22 protein-coding genes are annotated in these 24986 nt (G+C 36.8%); 6 read left to right on the top strand and 16 right to left on the bottom strand.

Going from position 1 to position 24986, the window contains the following annotated elements; translation table 11 throughout:
• Positions 1-253: 253 nt before the first annotated feature.
• The 6 genes from mutL (at position 254) to VUJ46_RS15315 (ending at position 5639) form a co-directional block, all read left to right on the top strand.
• Positions 254-2035 carry a DNA mismatch repair endonuclease MutL gene (mutL, locus tag VUJ46_RS15290; RefSeq protein ID WP_326981595.1) on the top strand — a complete coding sequence of 594 codons (1782 nt, stop codon included), beginning with the start codon at positions 254-256 and terminating at the stop codon, positions 2033-2035.
• 4 nt (positions 2036-2039) lie between these two features.
• Positions 2040-2771, top strand: a complete 732-nt coding sequence (locus VUJ46_RS15295; protein ID WP_326981596.1) for a rhomboid family intramembrane serine protease — start codon at positions 2040-2042, stop codon at positions 2769-2771.
• 6 nt (positions 2772-2777) lie between these two features.
• Positions 2778-3776: an endonuclease/exonuclease/phosphatase family protein gene (locus VUJ46_RS15300; RefSeq protein ID WP_326981597.1), complete on the top strand. Its 999-nt coding sequence runs from the start codon at positions 2778-2780 to the stop codon at positions 3774-3776.
• Between the two features lie 379 nt (positions 3777-4155).
• Positions 4156-4836: an endonuclease/exonuclease/phosphatase family protein gene (locus VUJ46_RS15305; RefSeq protein WP_326981598.1), complete on the top strand. Its 681-nt coding sequence runs from the start codon at positions 4156-4158 to the stop codon at positions 4834-4836.
• A gap of 4 nt (positions 4837-4840) precedes the next feature.
• Complete coding sequence (locus VUJ46_RS15310) at positions 4841-5203, top strand: hypothetical protein (RefSeq protein ID WP_326981599.1); 363 nt, start codon at positions 4841-4843, stop codon at positions 5201-5203.
• 25 nt (positions 5204-5228) lie between these two features.
• Positions 5229-5639 carry a hypothetical protein gene (locus VUJ46_RS15315; protein WP_326981600.1) on the top strand — a complete coding sequence of 137 codons (411 nt, stop codon included), beginning with the start codon at positions 5229-5231 and terminating at the stop codon, positions 5637-5639.
• Between the two features lie 32 nt (positions 5640-5671).
• On the opposite strand, the gene VUJ46_RS15320 is transcribed toward VUJ46_RS15315, so the two are convergent.
• From VUJ46_RS15320 to rsmH, 16 genes are all read right to left on the bottom strand, one after another.
• Positions 5672-7189: a GH3 auxin-responsive promoter family protein gene (locus tag VUJ46_RS15320; RefSeq protein WP_326981601.1), complete on the bottom strand. Its 1518-nt coding sequence runs from the start codon at positions 7187-7189 to the stop codon at positions 5672-5674.
• 103 nt (positions 7190-7292) lie between these two features.
• Positions 7293-7703, bottom strand: coding sequence for a BrxA/BrxB family bacilliredoxin (locus VUJ46_RS15325; protein WP_326981602.1), 411 nt, complete (start codon positions 7701-7703; stop codon positions 7293-7295).
• A gap of 415 nt (positions 7704-8118) precedes the next feature.
• Positions 8119-8565 carry a GatB/YqeY domain-containing protein gene (locus VUJ46_RS15330; RefSeq protein ID WP_326981603.1) on the bottom strand — a complete coding sequence of 149 codons (447 nt, stop codon included), beginning with the start codon at positions 8563-8565 and terminating at the stop codon, positions 8119-8121.
• Positions 8566-8660: 95 nt separating this feature from the next.
• Positions 8661-10544 carry a cell division protein FtsZ gene (ftsZ, locus tag VUJ46_RS15335; protein ID WP_326981604.1) on the bottom strand — a complete coding sequence of 628 codons (1884 nt, stop codon included), beginning with the start codon at positions 10542-10544 and terminating at the stop codon, positions 8661-8663.
• Between the two features lie 85 nt (positions 10545-10629).
• A complete protein-coding gene (gene ftsA, locus VUJ46_RS15340; RefSeq protein WP_326981605.1) occupies positions 10630-12018 on the bottom strand; it encodes a cell division protein FtsA in 1389 nt (462 codons plus the stop codon).
• A gap of 22 nt (positions 12019-12040) precedes the next feature.
• Entirely contained in the window at positions 12041-13009 is a 969-nt protein-coding gene (locus VUJ46_RS15345; RefSeq protein ID WP_326981606.1) for a cell division protein FtsQ/DivIB, read from the bottom strand.
• A 72-nt stretch (positions 13010-13081) separates the two neighbouring features.
• Entirely contained in the window at positions 13082-14440 is a 1359-nt protein-coding gene (gene murC / locus VUJ46_RS15350; RefSeq protein WP_326981607.1) for a UDP-N-acetylmuramate--L-alanine ligase, read from the bottom strand.
• Between the two features lie 54 nt (positions 14441-14494).
• Positions 14495-15649 (bottom strand): undecaprenyldiphospho-muramoylpentapeptide beta-N-acetylglucosaminyltransferase, encoded by a 1155-nt coding sequence (gene murG, locus VUJ46_RS15355; RefSeq protein WP_326981608.1) that lies wholly within the window; start codon positions 15647-15649, stop codon positions 14495-14497.
• A gap of 33 nt (positions 15650-15682) precedes the next feature.
• Positions 15683-16921 (bottom strand): FtsW/RodA/SpoVE family cell cycle protein, encoded by a 1239-nt coding sequence (locus VUJ46_RS15360; protein WP_326981609.1) that lies wholly within the window; start codon positions 16919-16921, stop codon positions 15683-15685.
• Between the two features lie 21 nt (positions 16922-16942).
• Positions 16943-18280, bottom strand: a complete 1338-nt coding sequence (gene murD, locus VUJ46_RS15365) for a UDP-N-acetylmuramoyl-L-alanine--D-glutamate ligase (protein ID WP_326981610.1) — start codon at positions 18278-18280, stop codon at positions 16943-16945.
• Positions 18281-18352: 72 nt separating this feature from the next.
• Entirely contained in the window at positions 18353-19594 is a 1242-nt protein-coding gene (mraY, locus tag VUJ46_RS15370; RefSeq protein ID WP_326981611.1) for a phospho-N-acetylmuramoyl-pentapeptide-transferase, read from the bottom strand.
• 28 nt (positions 19595-19622) lie between these two features.
• The gene (locus VUJ46_RS15375) at positions 19623-20009 is read right to left on the bottom strand and encodes a four helix bundle protein (protein ID WP_326981612.1); all 387 of its coding nucleotides are present in this window, start codon (positions 20007-20009) and stop codon (positions 19623-19625) included.
• Positions 20010-20057: 48 nt separating this feature from the next.
• Positions 20058-21518, bottom strand: coding sequence for a UDP-N-acetylmuramoyl-L-alanyl-D-glutamate--2,6-diaminopimelate ligase (locus tag VUJ46_RS15380; protein WP_326981613.1), 1461 nt, complete (start codon positions 21516-21518; stop codon positions 20058-20060).
• Between the two features lie 164 nt (positions 21519-21682).
• Positions 21683-23674, bottom strand: coding sequence for a penicillin-binding transpeptidase domain-containing protein (locus tag VUJ46_RS15385; protein WP_326981614.1), 1992 nt, complete (start codon positions 23672-23674; stop codon positions 21683-21685).
• The gene (locus tag VUJ46_RS15390; RefSeq protein ID WP_326981615.1) at positions 23658-24026 is read right to left on the bottom strand and encodes an FtsL-like putative cell division protein; all 369 of its coding nucleotides are present in this window, start codon (positions 24024-24026) and stop codon (positions 23658-23660) included. Before VUJ46_RS15390 ends, VUJ46_RS15385 begins: the two co-directional genes overlap by 17 nt.
• 62 nt (positions 24027-24088) lie before the next feature.
• Positions 24089-24982, bottom strand: coding sequence for a 16S rRNA (cytosine(1402)-N(4))-methyltransferase RsmH (gene rsmH / locus VUJ46_RS15395; protein WP_326981616.1), 894 nt, complete (start codon positions 24980-24982; stop codon positions 24089-24091).
• Between the last annotated feature and the right edge of the window lie 4 nt (positions 24983-24986).

Below are 24986 nucleotides of genomic sequence, written 5' to 3' on the forward strand. Positions count from 1 at the left end.
CGACGGAATGTATTTTTAGAACAGACCATGTAATAAGAGATATAAATATCAGTATTAATTTTGTGTAAACTAGCTGTGAAACACCCCTGATCTGTAATGGAAAAGGGGTGTTATTTTAGAAATACACCAGGTTGTAAAGCCGTCGAAAAATGGGAAAAGCGGAAAAAATGTTAATAATTAAATTTTAATTCACCGTTTTACTATTTTTATTCTTAATCCGAATGACTATTTTTGTAAGTTGATTAACCAATTTATGTCAGATATTATTCAGCTTTTACCGGATCATGTAGCCAATCAAATAGCAGCAGGAGAGGTGGTGCAGAGGCCTGCATCCATTGTGAAAGAACTTTTGGAAAATTCCATAGATGCGGAGGCTACTAAAATAGAACTGATTATACGGGATGCCGGCAAAAATCTGATTCAGGTTGTAGACGATGGAAAAGGAATGTCTGAGACGGATGCGAGAATGGCGTTTGAAAGGCATGCTACTTCCAAGATCCGCGGGACTGAAGATATTTTTAAGATTGCTACCAAGGGATTCCGGGGGGAAGCTCTGGCTTCCATTGCAGCAGTCTCACAAGTAGAGCTGAAAACAAAACAGAAAAATACTGAAGTGGGAACCAATATCTATATTGAAGGGGGCGTTTTCCAGTTTCAGGATCCTGTACAAACGGCAGACGGGTGTAATTTTTTAGTTAAAAACCTCTTTTACAACGTTCCGGCAAGAAGAAAGTTTCTTAAAAATAATAATGTTGAATTCAGACATGTTATCGATGAATTTCAGCGTGTCGCTTTAGCGCATGAGAGTCTTGAGTTTTCACTTTTCCATGATGATGAGGCTGTTTTCAGGTTAAGAAAAGGAAGCCAGATGCAGCGTATTGTAGATATTTTCGGAAGAAAGCTACAACCCCTGTTGATTCCTATTAAAGAAGATATCATCTGGTGCAAGCTCCACGGATTTGTAGCCAAACCTGAAGGGGCAAAGAAAACCAGAGGCGAGCAGTTTCTTTTCGTAAACGGGAGGTATTTTAAAAGTCCGTATTTTAATAAAGCAGTTCAGGAAGCCTTTGAAGGTCTGCTTTTACCGGGATATGTGCCCTCTTTCTTTTTGTTTTTAAATCTGGATCCTGAAAAGATTGACGTTAATATCCATCCGCAAAAAACCGAAGTGAAATTTGAAGATGAGCATCTTATTTTTGCCTTACTTCGTTCAACCATAAAAAGGTCATTGGGAATCTATAATGTAGCACCAAGTCTTGATTTTGAAAGAGATCCGGAATTGGATAGTATGATGAATTCTTCACCAAGCAAAAACAACAGCAGCGGTGGAATGATTAAAATGCCTGAAATTATTGTTGATAAAGATTATAATCCGTTTTTGGAGGAAAGAGAAGTTGCACAAGCAGAATTTCAGAACCTTACGGAAATGTATCATCAGAATATCACAGCAGAACCATCTAAGATTAATTTGTTCGAAGAGGAAGATTTTGATGAAGATTTAATGAGGCTTCCAAACGGCTACTGGCTGTTTAATAAAGGAGACAGTACATTAATGCTTGACTTGGGTAGAATGCACAGGCTGGTGGTTGCCGAGAATAATAAAAGCTCAAAAAAAACCACTACCAATAGCCATTCATTACTGTTTTCTCTGGAATATCACATGAATGAAATTGAACATGTAAAGTATAAATCTTTTAAAAAATACCTTCCTGGCCTGGGATTTGAAACAACAACCGCTCATGGAAATGTATTGAGAATAGACGCGGTTCCGGAAGGTATGAAAGAGACTCAGGTGATAAAATTTCTGGAGAATCTTTTTGAAATATTAGAATATAAAACGGAAGAAGAATTTATGCAACATTATCAAAATCAGTGGGGTAAGATGAATTCTAAATCTCGATTCGATTTTATTTATAAAGCCGATGCTGAGCAGTTAATTAAAGATTTCACCGCATTAGGCTTTCCGGAATTTTTACCAACAGGAAAAAGATGCTTCTTTGAAGTTCCTTTCAATGATTTTAAAAATAAATTTTAACTCAATGTTTAACAATATACCGCCGATTACAAGAAATATCATCATCATCAATGCGATCGTATTTGTGGTGGCTAATTTTATCTTTAAAGATCAACTTATAGAGGCTTTGGCAGGCTTTTATCCTTTTTCTCCCTTTTTCAAATCATGGCAGGTGATTACGCATATGTTTATGCACGGGAGTATAATGCATATTCTTTTTAATATGCTGACTTTGTTCAGTTTCGGCCCTATTTTGGAGCACGCATTAGGGGAAAAGAGATATTTGATTCTGTATTTTGCCAGCGGTTTGGGAGCATTTGCCCTGTTCAATCTCTGGAATTTTGTTGAGGTTCAGCAGATTACATCGGCTTTAAATGAATTGGGATTTAATACCAATGCTTATCTGGCGGGGGCTGAAGTTCATTTTTCGGGATCATCAGAAGCTATTGTAAAGCAGCAGGAGCTGGTGGAAAACTTGAAGAATATCGTTGCAACACCTATGGTGGGAGCTTCAGGTGCTATTTTTGGTGTCGTTGCTGCATTTGCGACTCTGTATCCCGATGCGAAGATTGCCATGATGTTTATTCCCGTTCCTATGAAGGTTAAATATTTAATGCCTGTTCTTATTGTAATTTCAGTATTTTTGGGTGTTTCAGGAAATGTTGGAGGGATTGCCCATCTGGCTCATGTGGGTGGGGCTCTGGTTGGTTTTATTTTGGCATGGAGCTGGAGAAAGCATTTGTATAGATTTAATTAAAATTCTGTGAAAGTTGTTCGCCTGATACTTTTAGTTTTGCATTTTGGAATTTTATTTCTTTTGCTCTGTACGTTGCTGAATGCTTACGTTCCGCCAAAAGTATTTCCATGGTTTAATTTACTTTCATTAGGTTTCCCGGTTTTAATAATCTCCTATTTTCTCTTAATTTTTTTCTGGATATTTTCATGGAAAAAAAGGGCTTTTGTTTTTCTGTTCTGTAGTCTGGCATTCATTAATCCAATAAAAAGATGGATTAATTATTCTCCTGAAAGCAAAGAAACTCCTGATTTGAAAGTGATTTCTTTTAATACTAAAGGAGCAGAATTTGGACAAAAAAATATTGAAGATTATATTAACTCAAAAAATGCTGATGTTGTATTGCTTCAAGAAGATGGAGATAAGGATTATAAGTTTGGAGAATTAAAAAAATCCAACTTAGAGAGAATGTATATTGTTTCTTTATTTACGAAACATAAAATTGTTGGTCATAAAATTTTAATATTGGGGAATTATGATGATTTAAATGCCTATGCCGATCAAAATGATATCGAAATAAAAGGAAAAACTTATCGTTTCATCAATCTTTATTTACAACCATTTAAATTTGAAAAAAAGATGGTTAAGCTGGATGGCAACAGTGATGAAGATAAGCAAAAAATTAAAAATGTGGTGAAAAGACTGATTCCCACGTTTAAAATGCATCAGGAGCAGGTTGCGATGATCAGAAAAGCAATTGACGCATCACCTTATCCCGTTTTTGTTACGGGAGATTTCAACTCGGTTCCGAATTCCTACGAATATTATCATTTGTCTGAAGGTTTAAAGGATGCTTTTGTAGAATCGGGGCGTGGAAGCGGGACCAGTTTTCACGATTATAAATTTCCTTTGAGAATAGATTATATTTTTACTTCTCCTTCCATAAAACCAATTAGTTATCAGGTAGATCGCTCGGTGCACCTGTCAGACCACTTTCCGGTTATTTCCACTTTTTATCTTCAAAAATAGAAATCATAAAATTCGTTAAAATCTACTTTATTGGTAGGGTTTTTGCTAAAGAAGATGCGGAACTAGTAAAGTTTATTTTATGAAGCCGAGCCGGATTGTACTGTTTTTTCACTTCACCGTTATTTTCTTATTGTTGTGTACTTTTGCAAACGCCTGGGTTCCTCCTAATTATTTCAGCAAACTCAATCTCCTCTCCCTCGGGTTCCCCTATCTTATGTTCGTTCACGTTCTGCTCACGGTAATTTGGATTATCAGCCGTAAAAAGTTCGCTCTCTTTTTTGTTTTAACAACGTTTATATTTTACAATCCCATTCGAAGGTGGATTAATTTTTCTCCTCAGACTCCAAATACCGGCAAAACGAAAAATGATATTAAGGTATTGACCTTTAATGTGAAATATGGCAGCGTAGGAGGTTGGCCGACGGTAAAGAAGTATATTACAGATCAGAATGCGGATATTATTTTAGTTCAGGAGAAAGATACCAACACATCGATAAAAGAAAATCTCGTAAAATATCCCACAGTTATTCTGAAAACCAAGCATAAAATCGTCAGGCAGCAAGAACTTATTAATGACGGATCCAGAGGAAATTCTTTTTATGCAGATATCGATATCAACGGGAAGATTGTTCGGGTCATCAATGTATATCTTGAGCCTTTCAGGCTGCACAAATCAATGATGGAATTCAATGGAGTGTCGAATGAGACCAATAAATTAGGGATGATTTTTTCGCGTTTAATTCCGACTTTCAGGGCGCATGAAGATCAGATAAAAAAAATAAGAAAGGCCGTAGACGGCTCTCCCTATCCGGTTATCTTAGCCGGCGATTTTAATTCTGTGCCCAATTCCTATGAATATTATAATTTAGGAAAAAACCTGGAAGATGCTTTTGTTAAGGCAGGTAACGGGATATCTACCAGTTTTCATGAATACAGCGTTCCCTTGCGTATCGATTATATTTTTACTTCCAGTTCCATCGTCCCTGTAAGCTATAAAGTAGATCATTCTGTAAAATTATCAGATCACTATCCGGTAATTGCAGAATTTCTATTAAATTAGTTCCATGAAAAATTTCCTATTCGGGATAGGGGTGTTCTCTTTATCGTTTACGGCATGTTCCAAGAAAGAACCTGTAGATCTTTATCCTGTGGACAGCCCAAAGGCTCCATATGATACGATTGCAAAAGATTCTTTTGCCAACGGGTCGACTTCTATAGATATTGTAAGGCAGATCAGAATGTCATCACAGAAATATCAGGATTCGATTAAACAGGCTCTGAAAGTTCAGGCCGAGGAGAAACGTATTCAGGCTGAATTGGAAAAAGAAAATAAAAAGAAAGCCGAAGAAGAGAAAAAGAAACTGGAGGAGGAAAAGAGAAGACAAAAGGCGGCAGAAACTTCAGCGGGTACTGAAACAACCAATTAATGAACATTTAAAAAATATAAAAAGTATGAAAAAACAAATTTTAGCAGCGGCAATCATTTCTCTTGCCGTAGTATCCTGCAAAAAATCTGTAACTAAAACCGAAAGCGTTGAAAACCCTGACGGGTCTGTAACTACCACCACAACAACGGAAACAAGCAATACAGACCTGGTGGACAGTGCTAAGATCGACGAGGCGAAAGCCAACGTAAAAAACAAGGTAGATGAGGCCGGAAATAAAATAGATGATGCCGCTCAAAAAGCGAAAGAGAAAATCGATGCTACGGCAGATAAAACCAAACAAGATCTTCACAAAGCCGGACAGGATATTAAATCTGAAGCCGATAAAGTAGGTAAAGATGCTAAAGAAGCAGCTAAAAAAGGAGCTTCTAAAGTAGAAGATGCCGCTAAAAAACTAAAAGAAGATCTAAGCAAATAAAAAACAAACCGCAGTTGTCGCTGCGGTTTTCGTTATTTATAATTAAGATCTAGCAAGGGCTCTATATATTCTCTGTCATTGCTTAGTCTGGGAACCTTATTTTGGCCTCCGAGCTTTCCTTTTGACTCTAACCATGAGTAAAATAAATTAGGCTTCGCAACATGCACTATCGGCCTTTTTAAGGTCATGTTATTATAACGCTTAGCTTCGTAATCGGAATTAATGGACTTCAAATGCTGATCAAAAATATCGATAAAACTTTCGATATCGTCTGGTTTCTTACAGAATTCAAAAATCCACTCGTGGGCACCCCCTTCATTTTCCTTCATAAAAACTGGAGCTCCGGTAAAATCGGTTACAGACGCTTGGGTTTCATTACAGGCTTTGGAAAGGGCAGATTCTACATTGGTAATCATTAATTCTTCTCCAAAAGCATTGATATAATGTTTCGTACGACCCGTAATTTTTATTCTGAAAGGATTTACTGAGGTAAAAATGACGGTATCTCCAATTAAATACCTCCAAAGTCCACCATTGGTCGTAATCACCATGGCATAATTTTTACCTGCTTCCACGTCTTCCAGGCTTACGACTTTCGGATGGGAATAGTGAAATTGATCCATCGGGATAAACTCGTAAAAAATGCCATAATCCAACATCAAAAGCATTTCATCACTATTTGGTCTGTCCTGGATTCCAAAAAAGCCTTCGGAAGCATTATAGATTTCGTAATAATTGATGTTTTTTCCGATAATCTGCTTGAACTGTTCCTTGTAAGGTTTAAAACTGATTCCGCCATGAAAGAAAACTTCGAGGTTGGGCCACAATTCAGAAACACTGTCTACATCGGTTTCTTTCAAAACGCGTTGAAGCAAAACCATCATCCAGCTCGGAACGCCTAAAATACTTCCGACATCTTCATTTTTAACTTCAGATGTAATTGCATTAAGTTTACTTTCCCATTCTCCCATCAGAGAAACCTTTTTGCTTGGCGTGGTGGTGATCTCCACCCAAAACGGAAGGTTATCAATCAAAATAGCAGATAGATCCCCGAATTTGGTATTAAAGTCGGCGTATAATTCAGAACTTCCTCCTAAACGTAAATTTTTATAATTGAATAACTGATTTTCAGGATGATTATTGGCATAAATGGAAACCATGTCCTTTCCTGCTTTCATATGGCAATATTCAAGGCTTTCTGCGGAAATAGGGATGAATTTGCTCTTTGCATTGGTTGTGCCCGAAGACTTTGCAAAATGCTTGATGTATCCTGGCCAGGTGACATCCTTTTGCCCTTGTCTTGCCTTTTCAATATAAGGTTCAAAATCTTCGTAGGTAACGATAGGAACTTTATTTTTAAAATCCTCATAGCTCGAAATAGAATTAAAACCATATTTTCTGCCGTATTCAGTATCCTCAGCATGAAACAGTTGTGAAAATAAAATTCCCTTCTGTGTTTCAATGGGATGATCCATAAAATTCTGTATCTGATCTATCCTTTGGCGGATAAACCAGTTGACCACAGTATTGAAAAGTGCTTTCGTTGCCATATCCAAATATAATAATATTTGCCTTTTTAGAGAATATTTTATTAGTTAAATAAAAAAACCGCTACAATAGTGCAGCGGTCGTGTATCTGAAATGATTGTGCTCTTAGCAATACTCGTCATAAGCAGCCTGAAGGTTGGCAGCAATTGCTCCTGCAGGGTTTCCTTCGATGTGGTGTCTTTCAAGCATATGAACCAATTCTCCGTCTTTAAAAAGAGCCACACATGGTGAGCTTGGAGGGAATGGTGCTAAATGCTTTCTCGCTTCTACAACTGCCTCAGTATCGAAACCAGCGAAAACAGTCGTTAAATGATCAGGTTTTTTCTCACCTGTCAAAGAATATACAACTCCCGGTCTTGCAGCTCCGGCAGCACATCCGCATACAGAGTTGATCACCAGTAGAGTGGTTCCCGATTGTTTTAATGCTTCTTCTACCTGCGTTGGTGTCGTTAAGTCTTCGAAGCCTTTATCTGTAAGTTCAGCCTTCATAGGCAGTACTAAATCTTGTGGATACATATTTTTGTTTTTTTTGATCTATGCAAATTTAAGCAATTAATTACGTTTCTTCAATACATAAAAACTATCAAAGCTTTTGGGAAAGAAAATGAACTGATTATTAATTGTATATAAATATTCTAAAAATTGTGAATTAAAATGATGGATAAGTGATTTTTTTTACTAAATTTGAAATGATTCTAAAAACAAGAGCCTTTTGAAAAAACATTACCCTTTCCCTCTAATGAAAGAATGCCAATAATTTAATGCGAGATTATTGATATGCAAGAAATAACAAGAAGCCCTGAACTAATGTTCAGGGCTTCTTTAATCAAATCGATATGCAAAGGTTGAATATCCTTTTTTAATGGTTGATGGTTTTTTGGTTGTTAGTTGATAGTTTAATACCTATCGGTGGACAACAATTAACCAACGATTAAGAAAGCAGCTTTTTCGCCATCTCGGAAATACTTTTTCCGTCAGATTTTCCGGCTAATGTTTTTGAGGCTACTCCCATTACTTTTCCTAAATCTTTCACAGATTCAGCGCCAGTTTCAGCAATAATATTTTTCATTTCTGCTTCCAACTCTTCAGCAGAAAGTTGCTTTGGTAAAAATTGCTCAATAATTTTCATCTGAGCATCTTCTACTTCCGCAAGGTCATTTCTTCCCTGCGCGGTAAACTGATCGTAAGAATCTTTACGCTGTTTTACCATTCTCTGAAGAATAGCAATTTCCTGTTCTGCTGTTACTTCTGCACCTCTGGCTTCAGTTTGCAGCAATAATATTTGAGATTTTACAGCACGAAGAGAGTCCAAAGCAACTCTGTCTTTTGCTCTCATTGCTGTTTTTATAGCTTCGCTTATGGTATGTTCTAAACTCATTTTAATTAATTTACCAATGTAAAAGTGTATCAATGTATCAATAATGCGTAATATAAAAATTGTTACATTATTTAGATTGATACATTGTTACATGATTAGTCTACGTCTTTATTTAAAAATCTATTCTCTCTGATCTGCATATTTCCATCGTTATCAGATAAATAGGTGTTGATATTCTGATCTGATGCATTGGTTCCTTCAATAGAAATATTCTTTCTTTTGAATGCAGGGATCGATTCAAATTCACTGGTGCTGTCAAAATTCTGATAACGCGAATTGAATTCTTTTAATTTATTTCTTCTTTCAATGACTCTTTCCTGATCAACGGTTTTATTCACAAACGTGAATTCTTCTTCAGTTTTCTGAGCTTCTGTTTGAGGTTTTGTTTCTGCTACAGGCTCTTCTTTCAAATGCTGAAAGAAATGTTCTACTTTCTGAAGCGGTTCCTCTGTTAGCTGATTTACCTCACCGGCTGTTGCCAATTCTGCTTTAGGCTGCCCGAAATCAGATTTGGGCTCATTTCTTGTGGGTTCATTCACAAAAAAACTAAATTCCACAGGCTTTTCCTGAGAATAAGAATTATTGAATGAATTCGATTGTGGCTCATCTTTTTTATTATCAAAATCAAACTTGAAAGATTCAATTTCAAGATCATTAGGATCATCTATATCATCTTCAGAAGTGAAAAGACTGTAAGACTCTTCGTTTTCTTCCTGATTTTTCCAACTTTGAGCATCTTCTTCTCTGTCGGTAAACTTTATTTCAGCTCTTCTTTCTTCCTGCTCGATAATCATCTTTTTCTCTGCAGATGCAGCAGCTCCGTAATGATGAGTATCATTTTCTTCATCATCTAATCTGAAAAGATTTTTCCCTCCAAAATCATGAGATCCCGTAGTTTGTCTTTCTTCTCTTGTTTTGAAAGGTGAAGCTTTTGGAGAATCGAAACTATCATTTAAGCTAATTTTGATTTTCTCAGTCGGTCCGGCAAATTTTTTATTGTCATTAGAAAAACCTGTTGCAATAACAAGAACGCTTACAGAATCTCCTAATTCTTCATCAGCACCCACCCCGAAAATAATATCCGCGGTGTTTCCTGCCTCTTTCTGGATGTGGTCCATAATGATACCGATCTCGTCCATCGTTACTTCTTCAGCACCACTTCTGATCAACAATAGAACGTTTTTCGCGCCCGTAATTTTGTTGTCATTCAATAGAGGTGAGTCTAATGCCTTTCTTACCGCTTCTTCTGCTTTATTTTCGCCGGAAGCAATACCTGTAGACATCAACGCTGTACCGGAATTCTGAAGCACAGATTTAGCATCTCTAAAGTCAATGTTGACATCAAAGTAACCTGTAATAACTTCTGCCATTCCTTTAGCAGCATTTGTCAACACTTCATCGGCCTTTGAGAATCCTTGTTTGAATCCTAGATTTCCGAATTGTTGTCTTAGTTTATCATTATTGATTACAATAAGTGAATCAACATTATTTCTTAATTTATCAAGACCGTTTTCCGCTTGTTCTAATCTTCTTTTACCTTCAAAACTAAAAGGAACGGTAACAATACCCACGGTAAGAATTCCCATGTCTTTTGCCACCTTAGCGATTACAGGAGCAGCACCGGTACCTGTACCACCACCCATTCCGGCAGTGATGAATACCATTTTGGTGTTTTGCCCCATTGCAGCTTTGATGTCTTCGATGCTTTCGATAGCAGATTTTTCACCTACTTCCGGATCGGCACCTGCACCAAGACCTTCTGTAATGGTGGTTCCCAACTGTACTTTGTTGGCAACCGGGTTATTATCTAGAGTTTGAGCATCCGTATTACAAATTACGAAGTCTACCCCGTAAATTCCTTTCTCGTACATGTGCTTCAGCGCGTTGTTTCCACCGCCACCTACACCGATAACTTTGATGATCGATGAATTTCCCTTTGGCAAATCAAATGAAAATCCTTGTGTACCTATATTTTCCATAACTGTTTTTTTAATAATTGATAATCGATTTCATGATAATTGATAACAAGACATTTTATCGATTACCATTCACCATTTATATTTTTTACTCTACTTCTTCAAAGAATTTTTTAACTTTCTCCATAAGCGACTGGCCGAATGTCAACTTTGCCGCCCTCTTGCTTTCCTGTGGCTGAGGAACAACTTCCTGTTCCTGAATAGGCGCAATTTGCTGAACTACTGGTTGTGCAGTTTCAACAGGTGCTTTTGCTGCTTCCTGCTTTGGTTTTTCGGGAACAATTTCTTCTTCCGCCAAAGCGTTCTGCTTTTTGTCGCGAATTTTTAAACTTTCCATCAACAATCCAATGGAAGTAGCAAATTCCGGACCTTTAAGATACTGGTTTTTATCATTCGCAATGTATTCATTTGCAAAACCAATTCTGCTGTCGAAACCTGTTGTATAATTGGCTAGCTGACGAAGATGCTTCAGATTAGAACCACCACCCGTCAAAACAATTCCTGCAATCAGTTTTTTCTTTTGTTCAAACGCACCATAAGCTTTTAATTCTGTATTTACCATTTCAAGGATTTCTTCAACTCTCGCATTGATGATCTGTGCTAAAGTTTTTAACGAAATCTCTTTGTCAGGTCTTCCATGAAGCCCCGGAATGGTCACATACGTACTGTCTTTTTCAAGCTCAGGAACTGCAGAACCGAATTTTACCTTCAGTTGTTCTGCATGTTTTTCGATGATCGAACAGCCTTCTTTAATGTCTTCCGTGATAATTCCACCTCCGTAAGGGATCACACACGTATGACGAATAATATTATCTTTGAATATAGCAATATCCGTAGTACCACCACCAATGTCTACGATGGCCACTCCGGCTTCTTTTTCTTCTTTTGTCAATACAGCTTCAGATGATGCTAAAGGTTCCAAGGTAAGAGCTTCCATTTCCAGACCTGCTTCACGAACGCATCTTGCGATGTTTCGGATGCTTCCCATTTGTCCTACAACAACGTGGAAATTAGCCTCCAAACGTTTCCCATGCATTCCCACAGGCTCCTGAATTTCACCTTCAGAATCTACCTTATACTCCTGAGGAAGTACGTGGATGATTTCTTCACCGGGAAGCATGACCAGCTTTTTTACCTGATCTTTTAACGCTTCAATGTCGTCATCGGTAATGAACTTATCCGGATGTTCACGCATAATATAATCAGAGTGCTGTAGAGAACGAATATGTTTTCCTGCAATTCCTACCGTAACTTTGCGGATAGGAACACCAGCACTTGACTGTGCTTCAGACACAGCTGCTTTGATTGAATTAATGGTTTGCGAAATATTGTTCACAATCCCTTTATGAACCCCAAGACTTTTGGCCTTACCAACACCGAGAACTTCTATTTTCCCGTGTGCATTCCTCCTTCCGACAATGGCGACAATCTTCGTTGTCCCAATGTCCAGACCTACTGAATACTCTTGATTTTCCATTTTTTATATCGATTTGATTTTTTTATTCTATTTTAACCTTTGCTTTAGTCTTCGGTTTTGCGGCCGTGGGTTTCTTCTCTGTTTTTGGGTTCTCCTTGGGTTTGGGTTTAGTTTTTGGTTTTATACTTTCCTTCGGTTTTGCCGAAGCAGAGCTAGGTTTTTTAGTTTCTTTTTTGGTCTCGGTTGTTTTCTTTACAGCGGTTGGAGTAGGAACTTTTGCGAGTTCTTTATTTCCAGCCTTTAAAATACTGTCATTTTCTTTAAAATAAGGATTTAAAGTGGTTACAATCTGATTTTGATATTTCACCGAAACCATATTGTACTTTTGAGGATCCTGAAATACAAGGTATTTTTCGACAAATGTTTTAAAGCCTTTTACTTTAAAATCAATATTATCCAGATCACCAATTTCCACTCTGTAGTTTCCTTCACTGGTCAAAAGATTAAAATCTCCGTTCCGGTCTTTTGAAACACCAATAAAGAATTTTTTACTGAAATCATCTTTATCAATTTTTTCAACCAACTCTGCCAGTTTTGCATATTCCTCTCTCTTCACCTTTCCTGTTACCAACATACAGGGGTGGGAATAGGTTTTCGATATAGGAAACTCAATCCCTTTTTCATCTACATAGAAATCTTTTCCATCATAATTCAATCTGAAAACCGGAATTCTCTGCTTAATATCTAAATTCAATTTTCCATTTAAATTTAAATAAACATTGGCACTGTCAACAGCCGGAAGCGCATTTATTTTCTTTTCCAGTGTCGGAATATCAATATCTCCAACTTTACCCGACGGATTTTCTTTTTTTACAATCTCGCGAATGTCTTTTTCATCAACAAAATAAACAGGTGTCTTCTCATTCATCTTTACAGAAATTTTATTGTCAGTAATCGTCTGACCATTGAATTTCTTCAAAGAGAAACTCAACAGAAACCCAAGGATGATTACTGTGATGGCAATTTTTAATATTCTGTATTTATTTTTCATTATTTTAAGATGACAGATTTTAGACGTCAGATTTCAGACATTTAAAACTGTTTTAATATTTTCATTAATGCTTTATTTATTTTCCATCAATTCACAAATAGGATCATACAGCGTATCAATATTTCCTGCACCTACTGTAAGAATGATATCAAAATCTTTTTCTTTTATTTTATCGAAAGCTTCACTTAATGTTGAAACTTCCTTTTTATCTAAATTAACTTTTTTTATTAACCAATCTGAAGTAATTCCTTCAAAATTTTCCTGAAGTTCTCTCGCAGGATAAATATCAAGCAAAATCAATTCATCAGCCTGACTTAAACTTTCTGCAAATCCGTCTGCGAAATCTCTCGTTCTGCTGAAAAGATGAGGTTGAAAAACCACCAATAATTTCTTTTCAGGGTAAAAAGTCCGGATCGAGCTCATCACCGCATTGATTTCCGTTGGATGATGCGCGTAATCGTCGATGTAAATTTTACCGTTTTCGTATCTGTGCTTGGTATATCTTCTTTTAATTCCTTTAAAATTGGCAATTGCTTTTTTCAGGGTTTCGAAATCAACGCCCAAATTGCTTAAAATGGCTAATGCAACCGTTGCATTTTCCACATTATGAATTCCGGGAACATCCCAAACAAAATCTTTAATCGTTTCTGTTGGAGTATGGAAATCAAAATAATTTTGATCGCCTTCCATTCTTAGGTTATCCGCGTAATAATCAGCTACTTCATTTACTGCATACGTGATATGGGGTCTTCCGATCTCAATTCCTTTTCTTACAAAAAGCTGTTTGTCATTCGGAACTAAGGCTGCAAATTGTCGGAAACCTTCTTCAATGGTATTTTTATCACCATAAATATCCAAATGATCTGCATCTGTGGAAGTTACTACCGCCCAATCCGGAGAAAGGTTAAGGAAACTTCTGTCATATTCATCTGCTTCAACAACAGAATATTGCGAACCATTATAAAGGAAATTCGATTTAAAATTCTCGGAAATTCCACCTAAAAAACATGAGAAAGGCAAATCTGCTTCTTTGCACAAGTGCGAAACTAGGGTAGAAGTCGTTGTTTTTCCATGAGTTCCGGCAACAGCAATACAATCTGTATTTTCTGTAATTAAACCTAGAACTTTTGCTCTTTTTAAAACTTCAAACTGATGATCATTAAAATAATCTAAAATCCTTAAAACCTTGATGGCAGGAGTATAAATTACTAATGTATTTTCCTTCTGAAGCGAAGTGATTCTTTCATCAATAACATCTTCAAAAACAATATCAATTCCCTCACTCATTAAAGTCTGAGTAAGTTTGGTGTTGGTTTTATCATAGCCAGAAACTTTCTTGCCTGAAGCATGGAAATAACGTGCTAAAGCACTCATTCCGATACCTCCGATTCCAACGAAGTAAAAATTTTGATATGTTTCTAAAACTTTCATTATTTAATTAAAATATTTAAAGATTAAATGATTAAAAAATTAATTCAGATTATCTTACTTTATCACTTTAAAAATCTCATCTACAATCTCTTTTGCGGCATTCGGCTTGGCAAAATATTTCAGATTGTCGGACATTTCTTTTCTTATATTTTCATTTTCGCAGATTTCTGAAAGCATATTCCAGAATTTTTCCTGCATTTCGGAGTCTTTTACCATTCTGGCTGCATTTTTTTCAACCAGATTCATCGCATTTTTGGTTTGATGATCTTCCGCTGCAAAAGGGAAAGGAACCAATAAAACAGGCTTTTGCGCTACCGCCAACTCTGAAATGGCAATCGCTCCCGCTCTCGAAACAATCACATCTGCTGCAGAATAGGCTGTTTCCATGTCTTTGATGAATTCCTTGATTTTTATCTGGTTGTTGGTTGCTGGTTGCTGGTTTTTTCCATCAACTGTCAACTGAAAACCATCAACAATTTCTTTATAATCCAGTTTTCCTGTTTGCCAGATCAATTGATACCCTTTTTCTTTTAGGTTTTCAAGGTTTTCTTTCCACCCGTTGTTTAATGTTCTTGAGCCTAAAGATCCGCCGACTGATAAAATCGTCAGCTTTTCTTTATCCAAGCCCATTTTTTCTTTTGCCTGAGATGTTTCCTGCATTCCTGAAACTATAGTTGAACGAATCGGATTCCCCAGAAATTTTATTTTTTCAGCCGGAAAGCCTTCCACTTTCGGATAGGCTGTAAACACGGCTTTAGCTTTTTTACTTAATATTTTATTCGTGACTCCTGCATGGGCATTCTGCTCCTGAATAAAAATCGGAATTCCCATTTTGCTGGCTTCATACAAAGCCGGTCCGCTTGCGAAACCACCAGTTCCCACCGCGAAATCCGGAGCAAAATTTTTAATGATTCTTTTAGATTTAGATAAACTTTTTAAAATCTTAAAGGGTAGCCCTAAATTCGACAGCATATTTCCTCTGTCGATTCCGGCAATATCAATTCCTTCAATCTTATAACCTGCCTGCGGAACTTTTTCCATTTCCATTTTTCCGTTGGCTCCGATGAACAAAAACTCTGCATCAGGAAATCTCTTTCTGATTTCGTCTGCAATAGCAATGGCAGGGAAGATGTGACCTCCTGTTCCTCCACCCGATAGTAAAACGCGGATGGCTTTTGGCTTTTGGCTATTGGATGATTGATTGTTCATTTTTTTTAGTCTTGTTTCTTTATTTTTCTAATGTTAAGCGATGTCGTTAATTTCGACGATGCTTTGTTTTTTGCCCATGCCTTCTTCATCGTAAATCTGAATTCTGGAGCTGATATTCAGGATAATTCCTAACTGCAAATATGTTACCAGCATTGAGGTACCTCCGTAACTTATCAATGGCAGCGGCTGCCCGGTAACAGGGATTAAATTGACCGCAACTGCAATATTTACAGAGAGTTGTATAAAAATCATCACACCGAGACTGAGAACGAGCAACGATCCGAAAAATGCGGGCATCTTACTGGCTATCATTACGATACGAATCATCATAATTAAATATAAACTAATCAGAAAAACTGCACCAATTACTCCATATTCTTCAACAATGACTGCGAAAATGAAGTCGGAGGCGGATTGTGGAAGCATTTGCTTTAACGCGCTCTTCCCTGGTCCCATCCCTGTAATTCCGCCGTGAACAATGGCTGCTTTCGCCTGCATCACCTGATAATTCTTGGCTTTTACACTTTCATCATCTACATCGGCCGTTTTTGCTTTGCTTGATGTAAAAGTTTCGATACGGCTCATCCATGTGTGAACACGGTTTCCGCCGATCATATTGGTATTTAAAGCAATCAATAAAAAGAAAACAATTGCCACGAATGATGCAGAAATAAATCCTGCAATATATTTCCAGTGCAATTGGCCTATAACCAAAACAACTACGGAAACCATTAAGATCATTAATGCCGTAGAACCGTTATCTTTTGCAACCAAAACGAAAACCAATAAAATAGGTCCGAAAATGTACATAATGTTCTCAATCGGAAGCCGTTCTCTGGTTATTTTTTTAGTTAAATATCTACAGAGATAAATAATCAACATTAAAAACGCAAACGAAGATGGCTGGAAGGAAATAGGCGTTCCCGGAATTTTCAACCAACGGGAAGCACTCGCTCCGTCAATGGTCTGCCCGGTAAACATGGTGACAATCAGCAAAACAATCATTAAGCCGAGCAAAATACTGCTGAGCTTTCCGATATATTCGTATTTCACCATTCCTACTACTCTCATGATTCCCAAACCTAAGACTACGAAGAACATATGCTTGATCACGTGACCTGTTGTGGTCCCGTTATTTACAATATATTCCAGATTCGAACTTGCAGAATAAACAGGGAAAATAGAGAAAATGGAGATCACAAGAATGACCATCCAAAGTACTTTATCGCCCTTCAGGAATTCAAATCTGTTTTCTGTATCGTGTTCGTTCATATGTTCTGCTATTGGCTATAGCTAATTGCCATTGGCTTTTAATACTTGCTCTTTAAACTGTCGACCTCTGTCTTCATAGCTTTTGAAAAGATCAAAACTTGCACAACAAGGAGAAAGTAAAATCGTATCTCCTTTTTTAGCCAAAGATTTTGAAATCTCAACTGCTTTTTCCATGCTCGAGGTGTCGTAAATGAACTCTTTCTTATCTTTAAAGAAATTGATAATTTTCTCATTATCAATTCCTAAGCATACAATTGCCTTTACTTTTCTTTTAACTAAATCTTCAATTTCGGTATAGTCATTTCCTTTATCTAAGCCACCAACAATCCAAACGGTCGGGGTTTTCATACTTTCCAACGCATAATAAGTGGCATTCACGTTGGTTGCTTTGCTGTCATTGATGTATTTTATGCCATCAATTTCAGTGACCAGCTCTAATCTGTGTTCAACCGCCTGAAAAGTCATTAATGAATTTCTTATGCTTTCATTGTTGATTTTCAAAATCTTACCGGCTATTGATGCAGCCAGGCTATTCGCCACATTATGAGTTCCAATTAATGATAACTCGTCAATTTTCATTGAGAAATCATCCTTTAATTTAACCTCTATTTTATCATCATTAATAAAACCTCCTTCCGCTAAATGCTCTTTTGTTGAAAAAGGAATCATTTTCGCTTTAATTTCTAATTTTTCCAGCAGATTTTTACTCATTTCATCATCTTTATTGTAGATGAAGAAATTATCATTCTCCTGATTTTCAGTAATTCTGAATTTAGCTAAAGCATATTCTTCATAATTGTAATTGTACTGATCCAAATGATCCTGAGACAAATTCAACAATAAAGAAATATATGGTCTAAAATTCTGAATATCATCTAATTGGAAAGAACTAACCTCTAATACATAATATTCGTGGTTTTCATCGGCCACCTGCTTTGCAAAACTGTACCCGATGTTTCCGCCTAAACCTACATTTAATCCGTCATTTTTCAAGATATAATAGATTAAAGACGTAGTTGTTGTTTTCCCGTTACTTCCTGTAATCGCGATGATTTTAGCATCAGTAAACTCCGAAGCAAATTCAATTTCAGAAGAAAGCCTGATGCCTTTCTCATGAATCTTTTTAATCATTTCCGCTTTTTTCGGAATTCCCGGACTTTTTACAATCCAGTCTGCATTTAAAATTCTTTCTTCATTGTGGTTCTCTTCCTCAAACTCAATTCCGTTTTCAACAAGAAATTGCTTATAATTATCCTTAATGGCTCCCTTGTCTGAAAGAAAAACTTCCATACCTTTCTTTTTAGCCAAATAAGCAGCACCACAACCGCTTTCTCCTCCTCCTAGAACAACTATTTTCATACTTTTTGCTTTATGCCGTAGGCTCTAAGCTTTAAGCCCAATGCTTACCGCTTATTGCTTATTGCAGTTTTTTTATCTCATCTTCAGTGTTATCAGACAAACAATCGCCAGAATTACCCCGATAATTATCATTCTGTTTACGATCTTACTTTCGTGGAAACCGCCTTTCTGATAATGATGGTGTAATGGTGACATTCTGAATAATCTATTGTTTTGGGCATATTCCAACCCATACTTTCTTTTTCTGTACTTGAAAACCACAACCTGTAACATGACAGATAAGTTTTCTATTAAAAAGATTCCGCATAATACAGGAATCAGTAATTCTTTTCTTAAAATAACTGCTAAAACAGCAATGACGCCTCCCAACATGAGACTTCCCGTATCGCCCATAAAAACCTGAGCCGGATAGGTATTGTACCAGAAAAATCCGATAACGGCACCTACCATTGCTACGGCAAAAATGGTGGTTTCCCCCATATTCGGAAGGAACATGATATTGAGATAATCTGCAAAAATGATATTTCCCGAAACGTAGGCAAATAAAGCCAAGACAAGAAGTATTACAACACTTGTTCCGGCGGCGAGACCATCAATGCCATCCGTAATATTTGCTCCATTTGAAACGGCTGTTACGATGAAAATTACAATCGGAATGAAAACGATCCATGCCCATTCGTGAGCATCTTTATCATTCATCCAGAATAAAATTCCGCTGTAATCAAATTCGTTATTTTTAGCAAAAGGAACCGTGGAAACCGTGATTTTTTCTGTAGGCATAAAATTCTGTTCTACATTATTTCTGTTCACTACTTTTGCATCTGCATACTTTCTTTTAACCGTAATATCAGGGTGGAAATACATTGTTACTCCGATGATTAACCCTAATCCAACCTGTCCGATAATTTTAAATTTACCACTTAAACCATCTTTGTTTTTCTTTATTTTCTTTAAATAATCGTCCACAAAACCAATAGCGCCCATCCAAAGCATGGAAACCAATAGAAGAACGATGTAAACATTTGTAATTCTGGTAAATAGCAATACCGGAATGATCGTAGCCAAAATAATGATAAGACCTCCCATCGTAGGAGTTCCTTCTTTTTGTTTTTGACCGTCTAATCCAAGATCACGAACCAATTCACCCATCTGTTTTGCTCTCAGATAGTTAATGATTCTCTTACCGTATACAAGAGCAATGATCAAAGAAAATAAAACTGCCATCCCTGCTCGGAAGGAAATGTATTTCAACATTCCCAATCCGGGAACGTGAATTCCGTGGGCGGTTAAATATTCGTATAGATAGTATAACATGTATTCTTTATTTAAAAATTTAATTTATTTAATGATTTAAAGACTGTGGTCTCTCAATATTTTCACTCAAATATTTAATGAAATTTGAAATATTAGAAGATACTTCTCGTGATAAATTAATGATTTCCTCGGCTTTATTTTCATTCCCCAGCTTTAATCTTTTACTTACCATCATCATACTTCTAACTTCGGCACAGCTGCCTTTTGCAATTTTTAAATATCTAATAAATTGTCTGTTATTATTATATTCTGAGCCTTCCTCAATATTATTTGATATTGATAAACTCGCTCTTTTTATTTGGTTATTAAATTCAAACTCTTTTTCAAAACTTCGCTCTTGAAGGAATTGATATACCTTTTCAATCAAATCTAAACTTTTGATATACACCGGAAAATTTTCAAAATTCTTTGTCATCATCAAATTTTTAAATTTTTAAATCAATTCAATCTTGAAATTAATAATCTACTTACTCATTAATTTCCAAAGCTCATTAATCGTCTCTTTGTCGTCAAAATGATGTTTTACACCATTAATCTCCTGATATGTTTCGTGTCCTTTTCCGGCTACGAGAACAATATCTTTCGGTTCTGCAAACTTAATCGCCATTTTGATGGCCTCTCTTCTGTCTGGAATTGAAGTGTACTTGCTGAAGTTCTGAGGTTCAACACCCGCTTCAATTTCCTTTATGATAACAGCCGGATCTTCCGTTCTCGGATTGTCTGAAGTGATAATTGCCAGCGTTGATTTTTTCGTAGCAATATTTCCCATTTCAGGTCTTTTGGAGTGATCTCTGTCGCCTCCGCATCCGAAAACAGTGATTAACCTTTCGTTTTTGGTTCTGATATCATTAATGCTGTCCAGGATATTTTCTAAAGCATCCGGAGTATGTGCATAATCTACAATGAAGAAAATACCGCCATCTGACTTGAATGTTTCAAATCTTCCGGAAACTCTTTTTAACTGACTGATCGCCCGCAAAATTTCATCCTGCTCAAAACCAAGTTCAGAAGCGATTCCGAAAACCAATAATAAATTGTACACATTGAATTTTCCAGTCAGTGTCGTCCAGAATTCTTTGCCATTGAAATTCAATAACATTCCGTTGAAATCAACTTCCAAAGATTTTCCGTGATAATCTGCCATTGTTTTCAAAGCATAAGACCTTTTTGTGGCCTTTGTGTTTTGAAGCATGACATTTCCGTTTTTATCATCTACATTCGTGATGGCAATGGCTGTATCTTCCAGCTGATCAAAAAATCTTTTCTTCGTTTTTAAATACTCGTCAAACGTTTTATGATAATCTAAATGATCGTGCGTTAAATTCGTGAAACCTGCCACTTTAAAATGAAGCCCTTCGATTCTGTTTTGAGCAATTCCGTGAGAACTCACTTCCATGAAAGCAAATTCACAACCTTCCTCAACCGCTTGGGCTAAGATTTTATTAATGGTAATAACATCCGGGGTCGTATGTGTTGCCGGAATAACCTGATCTCCGATTCTGATCTCCACCGTTGAAAGTAACGCGGAATCATAACCTAGGTTTTTAAATACATCAAAAAGCAGGGTAGAAACAGAAGTTTTTCCGTTGGTTCCTGTAACGCCGATTAATTTTAATTTTTCAGAAGGATTTCCGAAGAAATTAGAAGCTAACTGACCCAACGTTTTAGATGAATCTTTTACCTTAACATAAGTCACATTTTCATCCAGATTTTCAGGAAATTCTTCGCAAACAATTACTGTTGCTCCTTTTTCAACCGAAGATGCAATAAATGAATGCCCATCCACAACCGTTCCTCTCATTGCGATGTACAAAGAGTTTTCCGTAACCTTTCTGCTGTCGAAAACCAATTCTGAAACCTCACGAGTATCATCACCGTGAATTTCCAACACTGGAATTCTTTTTAATAATTCATTTAACTGCATTTCTTTGATGCTTTATATTTTTTAATCGTTCCTTCTTATTCTATAAGTCCATAAGTTTAACTTACGGCTATTAATATTGAACCCTTTGGGTTCGTTATTACATTTTGTTGAATAGGATTTTCATCCTATCCTGTTTTAAATCGTCCTTTCAGGACTCTTCTTTTTTAATTCTGCAGAGACAAATAAATTCTCTGGTTTTTACTGATCGTTGTACCTTCCAGCGGGAATTGTTCGGTAATTCTTCCAACGCCTTTAAAGTCTACACGATATCCTAAATTTTCCAGTTGTGGGATTACGTTTTTACCGATTAACCCGACTACACTTGGCATTTGTTTATTGTTAACTGCTATTTTTACATTAGGTTCCACCATTTTGCTAAGGTTTACCTTTCTGTCTACAAGCATTTCTTTTTCAATGTTTTGTGGTGTTTTCAGGAATGTTTTTCCTGCAATTTCTTTAAACACCGGCGCAGAAACTGTTCCTCCGTAAAAACTTTTCGCTGTATTCGGTTCGCTGATCATAACATAACAGGTATATTTCGGATTATCAGCCGGATAGAACCCTGCGAATGATGCGCGATACTTCATCGGACCAGGCAACCAATATTCAAATCTTGCCGTTCCTGTTTTTCCTGCCATTTTTAAATTTGGTGTGAAAATGCTTCGTCCTGTTCCTTTTTCCACGGCTTTTGTTAAAGCATTGGTCATCATTTTAATCGCCTTTTCAGACGCCATTCTGTTGACCATTACTTCAGGTTTTGCCTCATACATTACTTTGCCGTCTTTCATGATTTTATCGATGAATAAAGGCTTTAGCATTTTACCATTATTAGCAACTCCGTTATAGAAAGTTGCTAATTGTAATAAGTTGATGTTGGTGGAATATCCGTAAGCGATTGACGCTAATGTGGCGGCATTCCATCTTTTATTTTGAGGAGTTACGATTTTCGGTTTGGTAATTCCCGGAAGCTCGATTTCCATTTTATCAAATAATTTCCAGCGTTTCAGGTGATCCAGAAAAATCTGAGGCTTTTCAGCATAATATTTTGTGATCAGTTTGGCGGTTCCCACGTTACTGGATTTAGCCAAAACATCACTGATGTCATATGTTCCGCCTCCGTGACCATCCGAAATTCTCTGCTTTGCATAGGTCCAGACCCCGTTTCCGACGTTTACCGTGGTATTTTCATCAATGAAACCATCATCCATGGCAGCCAAAAGGGATATTGTTTTAAAAGTAGATCCAGGTTCGATATTATCTTTTAAGGCGTAGTTATAAGAATCTACATAGTTGCCATCGTCATCTCTTCTTAAATTAACCAAAGCACGCACTTTTCCGGTTTCAACTTCCATCACAACCACGGTGCCGTGTTTTGCTTCGAAATTAATCAGCTGCTTCTGCAAAGCGGAGTGTGCAATATCCTGAATTCTAAGGTCTAAAGTCGTATACACATCTTCACCATCCACAGGTTCCTGAACTTTCCAGAAATCAATAGGCTTCCACTGAGAAGAGTTGATTCTCTGTTCTAATCTTTTGCCATCGGTTCCTCTTAAATATTTAGAAAAGGCACCCTCAAGACCTGCGGTATGTTCGCCATCATCCATTCCGATGGTTCCGGCTCCGATTTCGGAAGTTGCCAATTCTCTCTTGTAGTTTCTGTCAACGATAAAACCTCCTTTATTTTTACCTTTATTAAAAATCGGGAAATTTCTGATTCTGTCATACTGATCAAAGTCAAGACCTTTTACCAAAGTGTAATATTGGTTTTTCTTTTTTCTCTGTTCGTCAAATTTCTTTCTGAATTCAATTTTCGATTTTCCGAACATTTTACCTAAAGAATCCGTTAAGGCTCCAACGTTGTTCGTGTAAATTGTATCTTTCATCGTTTTGAAATCCAGATAGATATCATAACGCATTACCGTTGTTGCCAGAATAGATCCGTCTGAAGCGAATAAATTTCCACGAGCGGCTTTCAGGGTTGCTTCGCGGTAATTTTTATTGATATAGTCGTCTTTAATTTCTTGAACATTAGTATTTTGAAGAATGACAATTCTCGCGAGGAACATGACAAATACGCACAAAGCTACCACTGTGAAGAGGTAGCCCCACCTTAAGGTATTTTTACGCTTGTTATCGTATTCACTTGGCTTTTGCATCTGTTCCGTCCAGTTTTATGAGTAATTTATGTGGATGGTTTTCCAGGGTCATCAGAGAGTCTTTTGCTACTTCTTTCCCCAGTTCCGATTCCATTTTTACTTTTATCAGCTTACTTTGGGCGTAAGCATTTCTCGATTTATATTCTTCTGTTTCTTCTTTTAATGTATTTACGATTTTGATCTTTTTATTCACCAAATGATTGGTGTAGATCATCGCCATCATTAGCACAAACAACAATAAAAAATACTTGTAATGTACTTTTATCTCATCACGATTCAGGAAATTACCTTTTATAATGTCTATAAAAGTTAATTTCTTCTGAGGGCGATTTGTTGTTGCTCTTTTTGCCATTTTGGTTGTTGGTTACTGGTTGTTTGTTGCTAGACTAAAAACTATCAACTATCAACCAAAAACTAAACTTTAATTCCTGTTCTCATTTTAGCACTTCTGGCTCTTGAGTTTTCTTCGATTTCCTTATCGTCAGGGATAATCGCTTTGCTCTTTACCAATTCGAATGCTTTTTTATAATTTCCGTAAATGTCTCTTTCGGGCTCGCCTTCAAACATTCCGTTTTTCAAAAATCTTTTTACCAATCTGTCTTCCAAAGAGTGGTAAGAAATGACAACCAGTCTTCCTTCAGATTTTAAAACATTGTAAGCCTGAACCAGCATTTCTTTTAAAACTTCCAGTTCCTGATTCACTTCAATTCTAATGGACTGAAACAATTGAGCATAAAATTTATTCACTTTATGCGGTGGAAGATAACTGAATAATTTTTTCAGATCCTCTGTTGTTTCGATGCTTTTCGTTTTTCTGTGATGAACGATGTCTCTCGCCAACTTTCTTGCTTCTCTCAATTCACCGTAATAGTAAAAAATATCCGCAAGCTGCTCCTCATCGTAATCATTGATCACTCTTTTGGCATCCAATCCCTGCATAACATTCATTCTCATATCCAGCGGGGCATTGCTTCTTGTAGAGAAACCTCTGTCAGCCTCATCAAACTGGTGAGAAGATACACCAAGGTCTGCCAAAACTCCGTCTACCTTAGGAACTCCATACATCAGCAGGGAGTTTTCCAGAAATCTGAAGTTCTGATTGATCAGCGTAAATCTCGGATCATCAATTGCATTCTCAAGAGCGTCCAAATCCTGGTCAAAGCTGAACAATCTTCCTTTATCGGAAAGTCTGCTCAGGATCTCTCTTGAATGGCCACCGCCACCAAAAGTACAGTCCACGTATGTTCCGTCTGGATTCGTTACCAAATCATCAACACTTTGCTTCAACAAAACGGGGTTATGATACATGTCT

Source organism: Chryseobacterium sp. MYb264 (assembly GCF_035974275.1).
GTDB lineage: Bacteria > Bacteroidota > Bacteroidia > Flavobacteriales > Weeksellaceae > Chryseobacterium.